Source organism: Pseudonocardia xinjiangensis, assembly GCF_012911925.1.
Lineage (GTDB): Bacteria > Actinomycetota > Actinomycetes > Mycobacteriales > Pseudonocardiaceae > Pseudonocardia > Pseudonocardia xinjiangensis.
Window position 1 is genome coordinate 41146 of the sequence record NZ_JAAXKY010000007.1, and the last position, 15425, is coordinate 56570.

15 protein-coding genes are annotated in these 15425 nt (G+C 74.2%); 10 read left to right on the forward strand and 5 right to left on the reverse strand.

The window, feature by feature from the left end; genetic code table 11:
* Positions 1-106: 106 nt before the first annotated feature.
* The 5 genes from HF577_RS04285 to HF577_RS39085 form a co-directional block, all read right to left on the reverse strand.
* Positions 107-1309: an SHOCT domain-containing protein gene (locus HF577_RS04285; protein ID WP_211173775.1), complete on the reverse strand. Its 1203-nt coding sequence runs from the start codon at positions 1307-1309 to the stop codon at positions 107-109.
* 26 nt (positions 1310-1335) lie between these two features.
* A complete protein-coding gene (locus tag HF577_RS04290; protein ID WP_169394402.1) occupies positions 1336-1644 on the reverse strand; it encodes a hypothetical protein in 309 nt (102 codons plus the stop codon).
* Positions 1645-1928: 284 nt separating this feature from the next.
* Positions 1929-2240: a hypothetical protein gene (locus HF577_RS04295; protein ID WP_169394403.1), complete on the reverse strand. Its 312-nt coding sequence runs from the start codon at positions 2238-2240 to the stop codon at positions 1929-1931.
* A 16-nt stretch (positions 2241-2256) separates the two neighbouring features.
* Positions 2257-3234: a DUF302 domain-containing protein gene (locus HF577_RS04300; protein WP_169394404.1), complete on the reverse strand. Its 978-nt coding sequence runs from the start codon at positions 3232-3234 to the stop codon at positions 2257-2259.
* Positions 3235-3315: 81 nt separating this feature from the next.
* Positions 3316-3447 (reverse strand): hypothetical protein, encoded by a 132-nt coding sequence (locus HF577_RS39085; protein ID WP_281359652.1) that lies wholly within the window; start codon positions 3445-3447, stop codon positions 3316-3318.
* 254 nt (positions 3448-3701) lie between these two features.
* Here HF577_RS39085 and HF577_RS04305 point away from each other — a divergent pair, with 254 nt between their 5' ends.
* From HF577_RS04305 to ligA, 10 genes are all read left to right on the forward strand, one after another.
* A complete protein-coding gene (locus tag HF577_RS04305) occupies positions 3702-4487 on the forward strand; it encodes an electron transfer flavoprotein subunit beta/FixA family protein (protein WP_169394405.1) in 786 nt (261 codons plus the stop codon).
* Positions 4488-4517: 30 nt separating this feature from the next.
* A complete protein-coding gene (locus HF577_RS04310; RefSeq protein WP_169394406.1) occupies positions 4518-5465 on the forward strand; it encodes an electron transfer flavoprotein subunit alpha/FixB family protein in 948 nt (315 codons plus the stop codon).
* A 131-nt stretch (positions 5466-5596) separates the two neighbouring features.
* On the forward strand, positions 5597-6361 hold the full coding sequence (locus HF577_RS04315) for a GNAT family N-acetyltransferase (protein WP_169394407.1): 765 nt from the start codon (positions 5597-5599) through the stop codon (positions 6359-6361).
* A complete protein-coding gene (locus HF577_RS04320; protein WP_169394408.1) occupies positions 6358-7260 on the forward strand; it encodes a lysophospholipid acyltransferase family protein in 903 nt (300 codons plus the stop codon). Before HF577_RS04315 ends, HF577_RS04320 begins: the two co-directional genes overlap by 4 nt.
* A gap of 88 nt (positions 7261-7348) precedes the next feature.
* Entirely contained in the window at positions 7349-8560 is a 1212-nt protein-coding gene (locus tag HF577_RS04325; RefSeq protein WP_169394409.1) for a cysteine desulfurase family protein, read from the forward strand.
* The gene (gene mnmA, locus HF577_RS04330; protein ID WP_169394410.1) at positions 8557-9633 is read left to right on the forward strand and encodes a tRNA 2-thiouridine(34) synthase MnmA; all 1077 of its coding nucleotides are present in this window, start codon (positions 8557-8559) and stop codon (positions 9631-9633) included. Before HF577_RS04325 ends, mnmA begins: the two co-directional genes overlap by 4 nt.
* An 85-nt stretch (positions 9634-9718) precedes the next feature.
* Positions 9719-10525, forward strand: coding sequence for a DUF1206 domain-containing protein (locus HF577_RS04335; RefSeq protein ID WP_169394411.1), 807 nt, complete (start codon positions 9719-9721; stop codon positions 10523-10525).
* Positions 10526-10641: 116 nt separating this feature from the next.
* On the forward strand, positions 10642-11712 hold the full coding sequence (locus HF577_RS04340) for a uroporphyrinogen decarboxylase/cobalamine-independent methonine synthase family protein (RefSeq protein ID WP_169394445.1): 1071 nt from the start codon (positions 10642-10644) through the stop codon (positions 11710-11712).
* A gap of 37 nt (positions 11713-11749) precedes the next feature.
* Positions 11750-12850: a pyridoxal-phosphate-dependent aminotransferase family protein gene (locus tag HF577_RS04345; protein ID WP_169394412.1), complete on the forward strand. Its 1101-nt coding sequence runs from the start codon at positions 11750-11752 to the stop codon at positions 12848-12850.
* 130 nt (positions 12851-12980) lie between these two features.
* On the forward strand, positions 12981-15395 hold the full coding sequence (gene ligA / locus HF577_RS04350) for an NAD-dependent DNA ligase LigA (protein ID WP_169394413.1): 2415 nt from the start codon (positions 12981-12983) through the stop codon (positions 15393-15395).
* The last annotated feature ends 30 nt before the right edge of the window (positions 15396-15425 follow it).

Below are 15425 nucleotides of genomic sequence, written 5' to 3' on the forward strand. Positions count from 1 at the left end.
CGTGCCGATCCGGCGGATGAAGGGGTCCTCACGCCGGGCACCGTCTCACGACGCACCGTCACGGTCCACGCACGGGCCATCCGCCGGTCCGGGAGTGCCGACGTCGTCAATGGCTCAGGAGCTGGGTCTTCTGCGAGGTGAACTCCTCCTCGGTCAGAACCCCCGCGGTTCGGGCGTCACCGAGGCGCATGAGCACGTCGAGCTTGCTGCTCATCGCCGAGATGCCCTCCTGCGTCATCGGCCGGCCGGCCGGCGGCGTCGCCGCAGCCGCGCCCGTAGCCGCCACGGGGGTGTGCTCGCCGTCCGCCCCCGCGCGGACTGCCGGGGCCGGGACCACCGCAGCGGGATCGGTGGCGCCGTCCGCGGTCGCGCCGCCGTTCGTGGCGACCGGAACCCGGCCGGCCTCCGCGTCGGACGCGCCCTCGGACCGGGCGCCGCCGGCCAGCACGAGCTCGATCAGCCCGATGTACAGAGCGACGCACGCCACGACCCAGATGAGCACGGACAGCGTCGGCCCGGGCCACAGCAGCAGAACCAGTGCCCCGACCGCGACCCCCGCCCATCGGGCCGCCCGCAGGTTGCGCCGCAGGAACCCCGCGAGGCGGGCGAGCTGCTCCTGGAGAGTCAGCCCGGCGACGAACGCCCGGGTCTCGTCCGCAACCCGCTTCGGCCAGGACGGCGGCTTCTGCCCGACCGCCTCGCTCCCGTCGGCGGGAGCCGCGACGGCAACCGCTCGGTCCTCTGCGCCTCGTGCGCGGGCGGCGTGCCGGGCCCGCCGGATGGCCGGGACGAGCCCGATCCGGCCCCACAGCAGCGTCACCGCCGTGATCCCCGCCATGATCAGCACGAGCCACAACGTCCAGCTGCGCAGGCTGGCGGTGACGCCGTCGTAGACCGCGTTGGCGACCTCGACGTTGGCCGGCTGCACGCCGCTGAGCAGGGGTCCGCGGATCAGGACGAGGGAGAAGGCGAGCAGCAACGCGATGACCCCGGTGGTCACCGCCCAGGCCCGGAGCGTCCGCAGGCGCTGCCGCGATACCGCCAGGGCCCCCGCGAGGATGCCGAGCGCGGCCAGGCCGACCCACAGCCACAGCGACTTCAACACGTCGATGGTCGTGTAGATGCGAGGAGCCTCCTGCGGGGTGAGCACGGTGAATCCCACGTCGTTCGGGATCAGGTTGACGACCTGCCCGGCCAGGCCCGTCACATCCTGGCGAGGGATCAGCGCCTTGGCCTGACCCAGGGTGAACCCGACCGGCCGGCCGCCCAGAATCTGCGTCTGGGCAGTGCGCAGGACAGCGCCGGTCATGTCGGCGAACCGGGGTGAGGTCAGGATCAGCCGCACCCCCCTGCCCAGCAGGTTCCTGACCCCGTCTCGACGGAGGGCCGGAACGTCTGCAGCCTCGGCGGCAGCACCGCGACGGCCTCGTCGAGGGCCTGCCGGACCTCCGGCTTGGCCATGATCGTGTCCACCACCTGGGACTCGACGCGGGCTTCCACCGTCGGATCGGTGAGGACCCTCTGACCGTTCGCGACGAAGACGTCGGTGTCCACCACGTTGTGGCGCGTCCACAACGACGTGCTGGACAACACGAGCAGGAGCGCGCTGACCGGCACCAACAGTCCCACGCCGAACCGACGCATCGGTGTCACCTCCCGGCGCCAACGGCTGCTGGCGCTCGACGCCCCGGCCCGGGCGAACCCCCGACATCGATACGGGAGACGAGCCCGGTGAGGCGCGCCAACCGTTGCGCCCCCACGCCGTTCGCGCATCACCCCCGACGGAGGAGGCGCCACCACGGCCGGCGCCCCGGCGCGCGTGCGGCCCTACGCCGATCTGTGGCACCGGCTCCGGGACGCCGCGGCGACCGGCTCCGCCGCCATCGAGCTGACCCGGGCGGGCCGTGAGGCCTGACGACGTGACGGTGTCAGCCCGACGCCCTCGGGTGTGGGCCGGGCGTGCCCCGCACGGTGAGCACACCACCGACGTCGTACCTGAGCCAGGCGAGCAGCGTGGTGTCGTCCAGGGTGAGGGGGACCCGCGGCCCCGACCAGCTCAGCAGGGCTGTCGGCCGGTGGGCCAGCGCATCCTTGAGTAGCGCGGCCAGCTCGGGGGTGGCCAGCACCGACACCCCGTTGTGGCTCACCGGCTTACCGCCCGGCAGGCCCTCGGCGGCGTCTGGCCCGGTGCTGAGGACGTAGCCGCAGCCCTGCCGGTCGTCGTACCCGGTCACGATCACCGTGTCGCTCCGTACTTCATTCGATGAGGCCGGCCGCGAGTCGCGCGAGCCGGTCGGAATCTGCCGCCATCCGCACGACATTCGGGTTGTCGGCAGCCACGCCGTGCCGGGCGGCGAGCCGGGCCACGTCCGGATAGCCGATCTGGGTGAGGTTCTGCTCGTCGACCCACACGACGAAGCGCAGTGGCAGGTCCAGCCCGATGGAGGGGGCGGCGGCGAGCAGCGGGGCCTCGGCGGCCGGGTTGCCGACGAACACGACGGAGGTGGGCCGGATCGGCGGCCCCGGGGTGGCCGACCCCGCGGCCAGGTCGACCACGGCGAGCGAGCGGGTGGGGCTCCGGTCGGCCTCGCGACGCAGCCGCTCGACGGTGGCGGGGACGTCGAGGCTGCCGTAGACGGTGACGAGATGGCCGGACGGCGTCACGCCGACCAGCGGGGACCCCACCGGGATGCGGGCGCCCGGCACCGCTGCGGTGAGGACGCCTGCGGTGGAGCTCTGCAGCGCATCGCGCGCGGCGAGGTCGCCGATGCCCGACACCGCGGCGACGTAGTCGGCGCTGTCGACCGTGAGGCTCACCGAGCCATCGGCGGCCTGGCGCACCAGGTAGCGCTGCGGGAGCTCGGCCCCGGCCCGCTGGTCGATGCGCAGCAGCGGCCACTGCCCGGCCGGTGACCCGCCGATGACCAGCGCGGATGCCGGGATCGTCGCCCCGGCCTCCCGGGCCGAGGCGGTGTGGTCGACCACGGTGGCCACGGCGCCACCACCGCCGGTGATGGCGCCCTGCACCCGCTGTACGGTGCCGGCGAAGTCGGTGCCCGCCGCCAGCAGGATCGTGCCGGGTGGCTGGCCCGGTGCGGTGTGCGGTTCGAGCTCGACCTCGCCGTTTCCGGGGTTGCCACAAGCGGCCGCGACGACGGCCAGCGTCATCGCCGCCCCCCATGTCCGGATCGTGTCGGATCTCCGGGTCGGGTGGGCTCGGACCAGGACGGACATGGGCAGCTCCGCGTGTAGACGGGTGCCCGACCCTATCCGGGCTTCAGCAGCTCCGGGCGGCTGAAGCGGGGGCCCCGCCGGTCAGCGGCGGCGCAGACGCGCCAACAGGCCGCGGGCACGGTCCCGGTTGCGGGGGTCGGACGCCATGCGGCGCCCCTGGTCGGTCATGCGCCGGCCCTGCGGGCTGGCGAGGAAGTTCTTGATGCGATCCATGATGGGCATTTTGTCGGGTACCCCGTCGAGTGGATCGCCACACGATGATCCGGCATCGGTGCTCGCTCGGGTGAGGAGTTTCACCCGGCAGTCCGTTTGCGGGTTGGCTACTCGCCGGTAACAATTGCCCGATCCGGCTGGCCACGGCGCGCACCCGCGGGCGTGGCAGAGTCGGCAGCTGGACGCCGAACGCGGGCGTCCTCCGTGAGGCCCACCGCGGCTCGTCCGCACCGGCAGGAGGTCGAAGAGGTCCGATGAACATCGTCGTGCTGGTCAAGCAGGTGCCGGATACCTACTCGGAGCGCAAGCTCAACTCGTCGGACGGCACCCTGGACCGGGACGCCACCGACGCGGTGCTCGACGAGATCAACGAGCGTGCGGTGGAGGCGGCCCTGCAGTTGAAGGAGGCCCACGACGGCGAGGTCACCGTCCTGACGATGGGGCCCGCGCGCGCCACCGACGCGATCCGCAAGGCGCTGTCGATGGGCGCGGACAAGGCGGTGCACCTGTCGGACGAGGCCCTGCACGGCTCGTGCGCGGTGCAGACCGCAAAGGCGCTGGCCACGGTGCTGGGCACCGTCGAGGGCGGGTTCGACCTGGTGGTGGCCGGCAACGAGGCGTCCGACGGCCGGAGCGCCGCGGTGCCCGCGATGGTGGCCGACGTGCTCGGCCTGCCGGCGCTGACGCACGCCCGTGAGGTCACCGTCGACGGGTCCACGGTGACCGTCAGGCGCGAGACCGACGACGGCGTCACCCACCTCAGTGCCGAGCTTCCCGCGGTGGTGAGCGTGGGAGAGAAGATCAACGAGCCGCGCTACCCGTCGTTCAAGGGGATCATGGCGGCGAAGAAGAAGCCGGTGGTCACCCTCTCGCTGGCGGACGCGGGGATCGACCCGTCCGAGGTGGGGCTGGCCACCGCGCTGAGCACCGTGGCCTCGTCGCAGCCCAAGCCGCCCAAGAGCGGTGGGGAGAAGATCGAGGACGAGGGTGACGGCGGCGCGAAGGTGGCCGCGTTCCTGGTCGCCCAGAAGCTCATCTGAGAAGCGTTCGACGGGAAAGAGGAGAAGCTCATGGCCGAGGTGCTGGTCCTCGTCGACCACCTCGAGGGTGAGATCAAGAAGAGCACGTTCGAACTGCTGACCGCCGCCCGCGCGCTGGGCGAGCCGTCGGCGGTGGTGGTGGGTGCCGCGGGCACGGCCGCCAAGCTCGCCGACGTGCTGAAGGAGCACGGCGCCGAGAAGATCTACGTCGCGGAGACCGACTCCACCGACTTCCTCACCCCCGAGGTGGGGGTGCTGGCGTCGCTGGTCGAGGCGAAGGACCCGGCGGCGGTGCTGATCGCGGTGTCGGCCGACGGCAAGGAGATCGCCGGGCGGCTCGCGGTACGCACCAACAGCGGGCTGCTCGGTGACGTGGTCGCCGTGTCGGCCGACGGCGTCACGCACTCGGTGTTCGGTGGCGCCTACATCGCGGAGGCCAAGGCCACCACCGCCCACCCCGTGATCACGCTGCGTCCGGGTTCGGTGGAGATCGAGCCCGCCGCGGGTGCCGGTGTGGAGGAGAGTGTGCCGGTGCCGGCGAGCCAGGGCAGGGCCGCCACCGTCACGAGCCGGGAGCCGATCGTCGGCGGGGACCGTCCGGAGCTGACCGAGGCGTCGGTCGTCGTGTCCGGTGGCCGCGGCGTGGGCTCGGCCGACGACTTCCAGGTCGTCGAGGCGCTCGCCGACTCGCTCGGTGCCGCGGTCGGGGCCTCCCGTGCCGCGGTCGACTCCGGGTACTACCCCCACCAGTTCCAGGTGGGGCAGACCGGCAAGACGGTGTCGCCGCAGCTCTACATCGCACTGGGCATCTCGGGGGCGATCCAGCACCGGGCCGGGATGCAGACATCCAAGACGATCATCGCGGTGAACAAGGACGCGGAGGCGCCGATCTTCGAGATCGCCGACTTCGGCGTGGTGGGCGACCTGTTCAAGGTGGCCCCGCAGCTCAAGGACGAGATCGCCAAGCGCAAGGGCTGATCTTCCCGCGCGGTCAGTGCCCCGGGCGGTGAGCGCCGTCCGGGGTGTGATCGGCGCTGTTCATCGGGTTGCCACCACCGGTCGACGCCCGCGGGGTTCGGCGTTCGCCCACGTCCCGTACCAACACCGGCGTGACCTCATCGCAGGTTCTGGCGCGTACTCCGCAGGCCGCAACCTCACGCTACTCGCTGTTGATCACCACTGACCCGGACGAGGTACGCGAGGCCCAACGGCTGCGTCACCGCGTCTTCGCCGGAGAGCTCGGCGCCGTGCTGCACACCCCGCAGGCCGGCCTCGACATCGACCACTTCGACGAGTTCTGCGACCACCTCGTGGTCCGCGACGACGTCACCGGCGAGATCGTCGGCACCTACCGGATGCTGCCGCCCGACCGGGCGCGCGCGGCGGGCGGGCTCTACATGGAGTCCGAGTTCGTGATCGACGCGCTGGCGCCGCTGCGGCCGTCGCTCGTGGAGACCGGACGGTCCTGCGTGCACCCCGACCACCGCGACGGGGCGGTCGTGGGGCTCGTCTGGGCCGGCATCGCCCGGTACATGCTGCTGACGGGGAACCGGTGGCTGGGCGGCTGCGCGAGCGTCCCGCTGGGCGACGGGGGCGGGCTCGCCGCCGGCGTCCGCGACCGCGTGCGTGCGCGGCACCTGTCCCCACAGCCGTACCGCGTGCAGCCGCTGCGGCCGTGGGACCCGGCCGGCACCGCTGCGCCCCAGCGGGTCCAGCTGCCCCCGCTGCTGCGCGGCTACCTGCGGCTCGGGGCGTGGGTGGCCGGAGAGCCCGCGCACGACCCGGACTTCGACTGCGCCGACTTCATGGTGCTGCTCGGCCTGGACCACATGGACGAGCGGTACGTGCGGTTCTTCCTGGGTGACGCGGAATGACCGCGCCGACGGCGCTACCGCACCCGGCGCAGCAGGCGGCGGGCTGGGCGCCCTCGTCGCCGTGCGGACCGGGCTGCCTGCAGGACGACGACCGGGACGCCGCCTCCCGGCTGCGCATGGCGTCGCGACTGGCCCGGCTGGTCGGGGTGCTGCTCGCCGCCGTGCTCGTGGGGGCCGTGCTGGCCGTGCCGCTGCTGCGCGGCCCCGTGCGGGGACACGCGCTGCGCGTGGGCTGCCGGGCCGCCCTGCGTGCGGTGGGGGTGCGGCTGCGCGTCAACGGCGGCTTCTCCACCGGCAGGGCGGGCGTGCTCGTCGTGGCCAACCACCTGTCCTGGATCGACGTGCTCGCCATGGGCGCCGTGCAGCCCGTGCGGATGCTCGCCAAGCAGGAGCTGCGGGACTGGCCGGTCATCGGAGGGCTGGCCGCGCGCACCGGCGCCCTGTTCGTCGACCGCGCCGGGCTCCGCTCCCTTCCCGCCACCGTCGCCGCTACGACCCAGGCGCTGCGCTCCGGTGCCGTCGTCGGCGTCTTCCCGGAGGGCACGACGTGGTGTGGTGCCGCGGCGGGGACGTTCCGGCGGGCGGCGTTCCAGGCTGCCGTCGACGCGCAGGTGCCGGTGCGGCCGGTGGCGATCGGGCTGCGGCGCCCTGACGGGACTGCGGACCGGTCCTCGGCGTTCGTCGGGGACCAGACGCTCTGGGACTCGCTCTCCCGGGTCCTGCGGCTGCCCGCGCTGGTCTGCGAGCTGACCGTCCTCCCGGTGATCCCGCCCGGTGTGGCTGCCGACCGGCGGGAGCTGGCGCGGCTCGCCGCGGATGCGGTCGGGGCGCACACCGGCGTGACGCATCCGCACACGCGGCACCACCCGTCCTGCGCCGCCGCCCCGGTGGCCGCATAGCCCGGGGTGGCCCACCGCGGGCGACTACTCTGGGGGCGCGTTCAATGACCGGGACGGGTAGCCGACCTGAATGGCAGCGTAGAGCTCAGTGACACCTCCAGCGATCTATCTCGACCACGCCGCCACCACCCCGATGCTCGACGAGGCGGTGGCGGCGATGACCGATGCGATGCGACGCACCGGCAACGCCTCCTCGCTCCACACCGCGGGACGCCGCGCCCGGCGCGCCGTCGAGGAGTCCCGCGAACGGATCGCGGCCGCGGTGGGCGCGCGGCCGTCGGAGGTCGTGTTCACCACCGGTGGCACCGAGAGCGACAACCTGGCGGTCAAGGGCCTGTACTGGGCGCGCCGTGCCGCCGACCCGCGCCGCATCCGGGTGCTGGTCTCGGCGATCGAGCACCACGCGGTGCTCGACTCCGCGGAGTGGCTCGCCCACCACGAGGGCGCCGAGGTGGAGCTGCTGGAGGTCGACGAGGTCGGCCGGGTCCGCCCCGAGACGCTGCGGGCCGCGCTCGCCCGCGACCCCGCGCGGGTGGCGCTGGTCTCGGTCATGTGGGCCAACAACGAGGTCGGCACCGTCAACCCGGTCCGCGAGCTCGCCGCGATCGCCCATGACTTCGACGTGCCGTTCCACAGCGACGCGGTGCAGGCCGTCGGCGTCCTGCCGGTCGACTTCGCGGCGTGCGGGGCGGACGCGCTCACCCTCACCGGCCACAAGCTCGGCGGCCCCATCGGGGTCGGCGTGCTGCTGCTCGGGCGGGAGGTGGCGCTCACCCCGCTCCTGCACGGTGGCGGCCAGGAGCGTGACGTGCGGTCCGGCACCCTGGACACCCCGGCCGTGGTGAGCCTGGCCGCCGCCGTCGAGGTGGCGGCCACCGGCTCGGCCCGCCGGGCGGCCACCATCGCCGGGCTGCGCGACGACCTCGTCGGCAAGATCCTCGCCGCCGTCCCGGACGCCACGCTCAACGGCGACCCGGGCACCGGCGTCGTCGAGGGCGGCCCGTCGCGGCTCCCGGGCAACGCGCACCTGTCCTTCCCCGGCTGCGAGGGCGACAGCCTGCTCATGCTGCTCGACGCGCACGGCATCGAGTGCTCCACCGGCTCGGCGTGCACCGCGGGGGTGGCGCAGCCCAGCCACGTGCTGCTCGCGATGGGTGCCGACGAGGCCACCGCGCGCGGCTCGCTGCGGTTCTCCCTCGGCCACACCTCCACCCCCGCCGACGTCGACGCCGTGGTCGCGGTGATCGGCGCCGTGGTCGAGCGGGCGCGGCGGGCAGGGCAGCCGGCAGCGGTCCGATGAGGGTCCTGGCCGCGATGAGCGGCGGGGTCGACTCCGCCGTGGCGGCGGCCCGCGCCGTCGAGGCGGGGCACGACGTCGTCGGGGTGCACCTGGCGCTGTCGGAGACCCCGGCCGCGCTGCGCGGCGGCTCCCGGGGGTGCTGCTCACGGGAGGACGCCTCCGACGCCCGGCGGGCCGCCGACGTCCTCGACATCCCGTTCTACGTCTGGGACTTCGCCGCCCGCTTCACCGCGGACGTGGTGGACGACTTCGTCGCGGCGTACGCGGCGGGACAGACCCCCAACCCGTGCCTGCGGTGCAACGAGAAGATCAAGTTCTCGGCCCTGCTGGAGCGGGCGCTCGGGCTCGGCTTCGACGCGGTCTGCACCGGGCACTACGCGCGCCTCACCGCCGGCGAGCTGCGCCGCGCCGTCGACGACGGCAAGGACCAGTCCTACGTGCTCGCCGTGCTGACGCAGCACCAGCTGGCCCACGCGATGTTCCCCATCGGCGACACCGAGAAGCCCGCCGTGCGCGCCGAGGCCGCCGCCCGCGGTCTGCGGGTGGCCGACAAGCCCGACAGCCACGACATCTGCTTCATCCCCTCCGGCGACACCCGCGCGTTCCTCGGCGCCCGCGTCGGCGCCCGGCCGGGCGCGGTGGTCGACCACGCCACCGGCGAGGAGCTGGCCCGCCACGACGGCGTGCACGGGTTCACGGTCGGGCAGCGCAAGGGCCTCGGCATCGACGCGCCCGCAGGCGACGGCCGTCCCCGCTACGTGCTGGGGATCGAGCCCGTCACCGGCACCGTCCGGGTCGGGCCGGCGTCCGCGCTCGACGTCCGCACGATCGACGCCGTGCGCCCGGTCTGGAGCGCGGGACACGCGCCGGCCGACCGGTTCCCGTGCGTGGCCCAGGTCCGGGCCCACGGCGGCCTGGCCGCAGCGGTGGCCGTGCCCTCGGCCGACGGGCTGCGTGTTGAGCTCGACGAGCCGCTGCGCGGCGTCGCTCCTGGCCAGGCGGTCGCCCTGTACCGCCCGGACGACGCGGGCGACGTCGTGCTGGGCAGCGCCACGATCACCGGGGCGCACTGAGCTCGGGCCGCCGGTCCGCAGTTCTCCCGCCGAGTGGCGGTGTCGCCCGGCCCGGGGGACGCTTCGCGCGCACGAGGAGGTGCGCATGGTGTCCGACACCGGAGCGGCGGCGCGGGACTTGGTCCGCAGTGCCCCCGTGGTCCTGCTCGGCCGCGTCGGCCTGGTGGCGTACGGGGTGGTGCACCTGCTGGTCGGCGCGCTCGCCGTGCAGGTCGCGCTCGGTGATCGGGAACGGGTCGACAAGAAGGGCGCGCTCCAGGCGATCGCGGAGCGCGGGCCGGGGGTGGCCCTGCTGTGGGTGATCACGGTCGGCCTGGTCGCACTCGTGGTCTGGCAGCTCGCCGAGGCCGTGTGGGGCCACCGCGGAGAACCGGTCGGGAACCGCGTGCTGCGGACCGCCGTCAACCTCGCGGAGGCGGCGCTGTTCGGCGTGCTGGCCTGGTCGGCCGGATCGGTCGCCGCGAGCGGAGGCGCACCGTCGCAGAAGCCGTCGTTCGCCACGGTCGTGTTCGGCCTGCCCGGGGGCCCGCTGCTCGTGGGACTCGCCGGCGTCGGGCTCGTCATCGGGGGCGGCTACGCGGTGCACGGTGGCCCCACGCACGCGTTCCTGCACGAGCTCGACCTGCGGGGGGCGGGGCTCAACCGCTCGCTGCTGGTCACCCGTGTCGGCCAGGTCGGGTGGACCGCACTCGGGCTGGTCTACGGGATCCCCGGCGTGCTGCTCGTCGTCGCCGCGGTGCGGTTCGACCCGGCGCAGCCGACCGGCCTCGACGCGGGGCTGCAGGTCGTGGCCGACCAGCCGTACGGGCCGGTGGTCCTCATGGTGCTGGCTCTCGGACTGGTCGCGTTCGGGGTCTACTGCTTCTTCGACGCCCGGTACCGGAAGGCATGACCGCGCACGGCGGGTGGTAGACACCGGCCGTGAGTACCGATGACGCCCTCGAGGCCGCGATCGCAGCGGCCGGCCTGGCCGGGGCCACCCCGGGACGCACGGCGGGCGGCGGCGCGATGGTCGTGCCGGACCCGGTCGACGACACCGAGGAGGCCGCGCCGCTGCCGCGCTGGCCCGACGGCGCCGCCACGGGAGTCGGCTCCCTGCCCGGCACCGATCCGCGCGAGGCCGCCGCCGCGGTCGTGGGCGAGCTACCGCTGTTGCCCTTCCTGCCGGAGCTGCCGGCCCGCGGGGTCGGTGCCGACATGATCGGCCGTACCGCGGCGCTGCTCGTGGACATCGCCGTGGAGGTCGTGCCCAGCGGCTACCGGGTCACGGCCCGGCCGGGAGGTGACCACCGCCGCGCCGTCGACCTGCTGCGCACCGACCTCGACGCGCTCGACGAGGCCTGCGAGGTCGCCCGGCCGGGCTGGGTGAAGGTGCAGGTGGCCGGGCCGTGGACGCTCGCGGCGGCCGTCGAGGTGCACTCGGGCCACCGGGTGCTCACCGACCACGGTGCGGTCAGCGAGTTCGCGGCGAGCCTGCTGGACGGGCTGCGGGTGCACATCGCGGAGGTGGCCGCCCGTACCGGCGCCCAGGTGCTGGTGCAGCTCGACGAGCCCACCCTGCCTGCGGTGCTCGCCGGCACGCTGCCCACGGCGTCGGGCTACGGGACGGTGCGCTCGGTGGGGCGCAACGAGGCGCAGGACGCGCTGCGCGACCTCGTCACGGGCCTCGGGGTGCCGGTGGTGGTGCACTGCTGCGCGGACCGGCCGCCGGTGCGGCTGCTCGCCGGCATCGGCGCCGCCGGCATCGGGATCGACGCCACCCGGCCCGTGTTCTCCGGCAGCAGCGCACTGCCCGCCGCGCTCGACACGCTCGGTGAGGTCTGGGACAGCGGCACGCCGTTGCTGCTGGGACTGGTGCCGGCGCTCGACCCCGGACGGCCGGTGACGTCGCGGGACCTCGCCCGACCCGCCTTCGACCTCGCCGACCGGCTGGGCTTCGACCGTTCGCGGCTCGCGACCCTCGCCGTACCCACCACGACCTGCGGGTTGGCCGGCGCGACCCCGACGTGGGCCCGGCGCGCGCTGGCCCTGTCCCGTGAGCTGGGTGACGCATTCCTCGACCCGCCCGAGGAGTCCTGAGTCTTTTGTCCCTCGTGCCGCGCGTACCGTGCCAGGCATGCACGGTGACCGTCTGCTGCTCGGCCCGGGACCATCGACCCCGTACCCGGAGGCTGTCGAGGCACTGGCCCGCCCGGTGCTCGGCCACCTCGATCCGGAGTACCTCGCGCTGATCCACGAGACCGGCGACCGCTTGCGCCAGGTCTTCCGCACCGAGAACCCGTTGACGCTCCCGGTCAGCGGCACGGGCTCGGCCGGCATGGAGGCCTGCCTCGCCTCGCTGCTGGAGCCGGGGGAGACGGTGATCGTCGGCGTCAACGGCTACTTCGGTGAGCGGCTCTGCGAGGTCGCGCACCGCGGCGGCGCGCGGGTGGTGCGGGTCGAGGCCCCGTGGGGCACCGCGCTCGACCCGGCCGACGTCCTCGCCGCGCACCGGGCCCACCCGCAGGCCGCGCTCGTGGCGGTCGTAGCGGCGGAGACGTCCACCGGCGTCCGCAACGACGTCGCCCCGCTCGGGCCGGAGCTCGCGCAGACCGACACGCTGCTGCTCGTCGACGCCGTCACCGCGCTCGGCGGCACCCCGCTCGAGGTCGACGCCTGGCAGATCGACGCCTGCTACTCCGCGTCCCAGAAGTGCCTCGGCGCCCCGCCCGGGCTCGCCCCGGTGACGCTCGGCCCGCGCGCCGTCGCGAAGATGCGCAACCGCACCACCCCGATCCACTCCTTCTACCTGGACCTGGGCCTGCTCCACGACTACTTCCTGGCGAGCCCGCCGCGCTACCACCACACGGCGTCGTCCACGCTCGCGTACGCGCTGCACGCGGGGCTGGGACGGCTGCTGGAGGAGGGCGTGGAGTCGGTCTGGGACCGGCACGCGCGGGTCGGTGCGCTGCTGCAGTCAGAGCTGCCCGAGCTGGGCTTCTCGCTGGTCGCGCCCGACGGCTCCCGGCTCCCGCAGCTCACCACCGCGGTGCTGCCCGACGGCCTGGAGGACGGACCGGCCCGCACCCGCCTGCTGGCCGAGTACGGGATCGAGGTCGGCGGCGGGCTCGGGGATCTCGCCGGCCGGGCGTGGCGGATCGGCCTGATGGGCCACGCCGCCACGGAACGCTCCGTGGTGACCCTCCTGGGCGCGACGAGAGAACTCCTGAAGGCCTAGAACCCTCCGGGGGTGAGTTCAGGAAAGCCACTTTGCTGCCCTCTGCGGGCCTGAAAGTGGCTTTCCTGAACTTCCTGACCTGGGGCGTCGGGACCGGGGACTGTCGGTCCGGCTCGGTAGCCTCACGGGCGTGAGCCCAGAACCTGCCCCCGCCGCCCCGCCGGTCGAGGCCCGTGAGCGGCACTCCCGGTTGGCGGCCGAGGTCGCCGACCACCAGTTCCGCTACTACGTGCTCGACTCTCCCGTGGTCTCCGACGGGCAGTTCGACACGCTGTGGCGCGAGCTGGTGGCTCTGGAGGAGCAGTACCCCGAGCTGGCCACACCGGAGTCGCCGACGCAGAAGGTGGGCGGGCGGTTCTCCACCGAGTTCGTCGCGCACGACCACCTCGAGCGCATGCTCAGCCTCGACAACGCCTTCAGCGCCGACGAGATGCGGAGCTGGGCCGAGCGGGTCGCCCGCGAGGTGGGCGCGGAGAAGCTCCACTACCTGTGCGAGCTCAAGATCGACGGGCTGGCCGTCAACCTGCTCTACGAGAACGGCAGGCTCACGAGGGCGCTCACCCGCGGCGACGGCCGCACCGGTGAGGACATCACGCTCAACATGCGCACCCTCGAGGAGGTGCCCGACCGGCTCACCGGCACCGCCGAGTTCCCGGTACCGGCACTGATCGAGGTGCGCGGCGAGGTGTACTTCCGGCTGGAGGACTTCCAGGCGCTCAACGCGTCGCTGGTGGAGGCGGGCAAGCCGCCCTTCGCGAACCCGCGCAACACCGCGGCCGGGTCGTTGCGGCAGAAGGACCCGAAGGTCACCGCGTCGCGCCATCTCCGGCTGATCTGCCACGGCTTCGGCAAGCGCGAGGGGTTCGCGCTGGAGCGCCAGTCCCAGGGCTACGACGCGCTGCGGGCGTGGGGGCTGCCGGTGTCGGAGCGCACCGTCGTGCTCGACGGCGTCGACGAGGTGGTCGCCCACGTCGAGTACTGGGGCGAGCACCGCCACGACATCGAGCACGAGATCGACGGCGTCGTCGTCAAGGTCGACGAGGTGGCGCTGCAGCGGCGGCTCGGGTCCACCTCGCGGGCGCCCCGCTGGGCCATCGCGTTCAAGTACCCGCCGGAGGAGGCCACCACCAAGCTCCTCAACATCGAGGTCAACGTGGGCCGCACCGGCCGGGTCACCCCGTTCGCGCAGATGGAGCCGGTGGTCGTGGCCGGCTCCACCGTCTCGCTGGCCACGCTGCACAACGCCGACGAGGTGCGGCGCAAGGGCGTGCTCATCGGCGACCACGTCGTCATCCGCAAGGCGGGCGACGTCATCCCCGAGGTGCTCGGTCCGGTGGTCGACCTGCGCGACGGCTCGGAGCGCGCGTTCGTCATGCCCACCCACTGCCCCGAGTGCGGCACCCGGCTGGTCCGGCAGAAGGCGGGCGACGTCGACCAGCGCTGCCCCAACGCCCGCTCCTGCCCCGCGCAGCTGCGGGAGCGGCTGTTCCACGTGGCCGGGCGGGGCGCGTTCGACATCGAGGGGCTGGGCTACGAGGCGGCCACGGCCCTGCTCGCCTCCGGCGTGGTGCAGGACGAGGGCGACGTCTTCACCCTCACCGCCGACGACCTGCTCCGCGTCGACCTGTTCCGCACGAAGGCGGGGGAGCTGTCGGCCAACGGCCACAAGCTGCTGGCCAACCTGCAGGAGGCGAAGGACCGGCCGTTGTGGCGGGTGCTCGTCGGGTTGTCCATCCGGCACGTCGGTCCCACGGCCGCGCAGGCCCTCGCCCGCGAGTTCGGCTCGATGGACGCGATCGAGGAGGCGGCGGAGGCCGCGGCCCGCGACACCGCCGCGGCGGGGATCCCGATCACCTCCGACGGCTCGGTCGCCGACCCGGACGACGCGGCCACGTCGGCACTCCTATCCGACGACCCGGCGGCCGGTGCTCCCGCCGCCGGGGGTGCGGCGGCCGGGGAGGTGGCCGTCGACGGCGCAGCCCCTGTCGATGACGCAGGAGCGGACGGCGCCGCCGGCGCGGGCGGCGAGGTCGTGCCGGAGCTCTCCGCGGAGGAGCGGGCCGCCGCTGCGGAGCGGGCTGCCCGGGTGGCGGCGCGGGCGCAGTCGAAGGCCCTCACGGCGGCGCTGGCGCCGATCGCCGGCGTCGAGGGGGTCGGGCCCACGATCGCGGCCGCGGTCCGCGACTGGTTCACCGTCGACTGGCACCGGGAGGTCGTCGAGAAGTGGCGCGCGGCGGGCGTCCGGATGGTCGACGAGGTCGACACGTCGGTTCCGCGCACGCTCGACGGCCTGTCGATCGTGGTCACCGGCTCGATGGAGGGGTACTCCCGCGACGAGGCCAAGGAGGCCATCACGGCCCGCGGCGGGCGGGCGGCGGGGTCCGTCTCCAAGAAGACGGCGTTCGTGGTGGCGGGCGAGGCGCCCGGTTCGAAGTACGAGAAGGCACTGGAGATCGGGGTGCCGGTCCTCGACGAGGCGGGCTTCCGGGTTCTGCTGGAGCGCGGGCCGGATGCGGCGCGGGAAACGGCGACCGTTGAGGGATGAGCCCCCGATCGTGTCAGCCGTGAGTCCGTA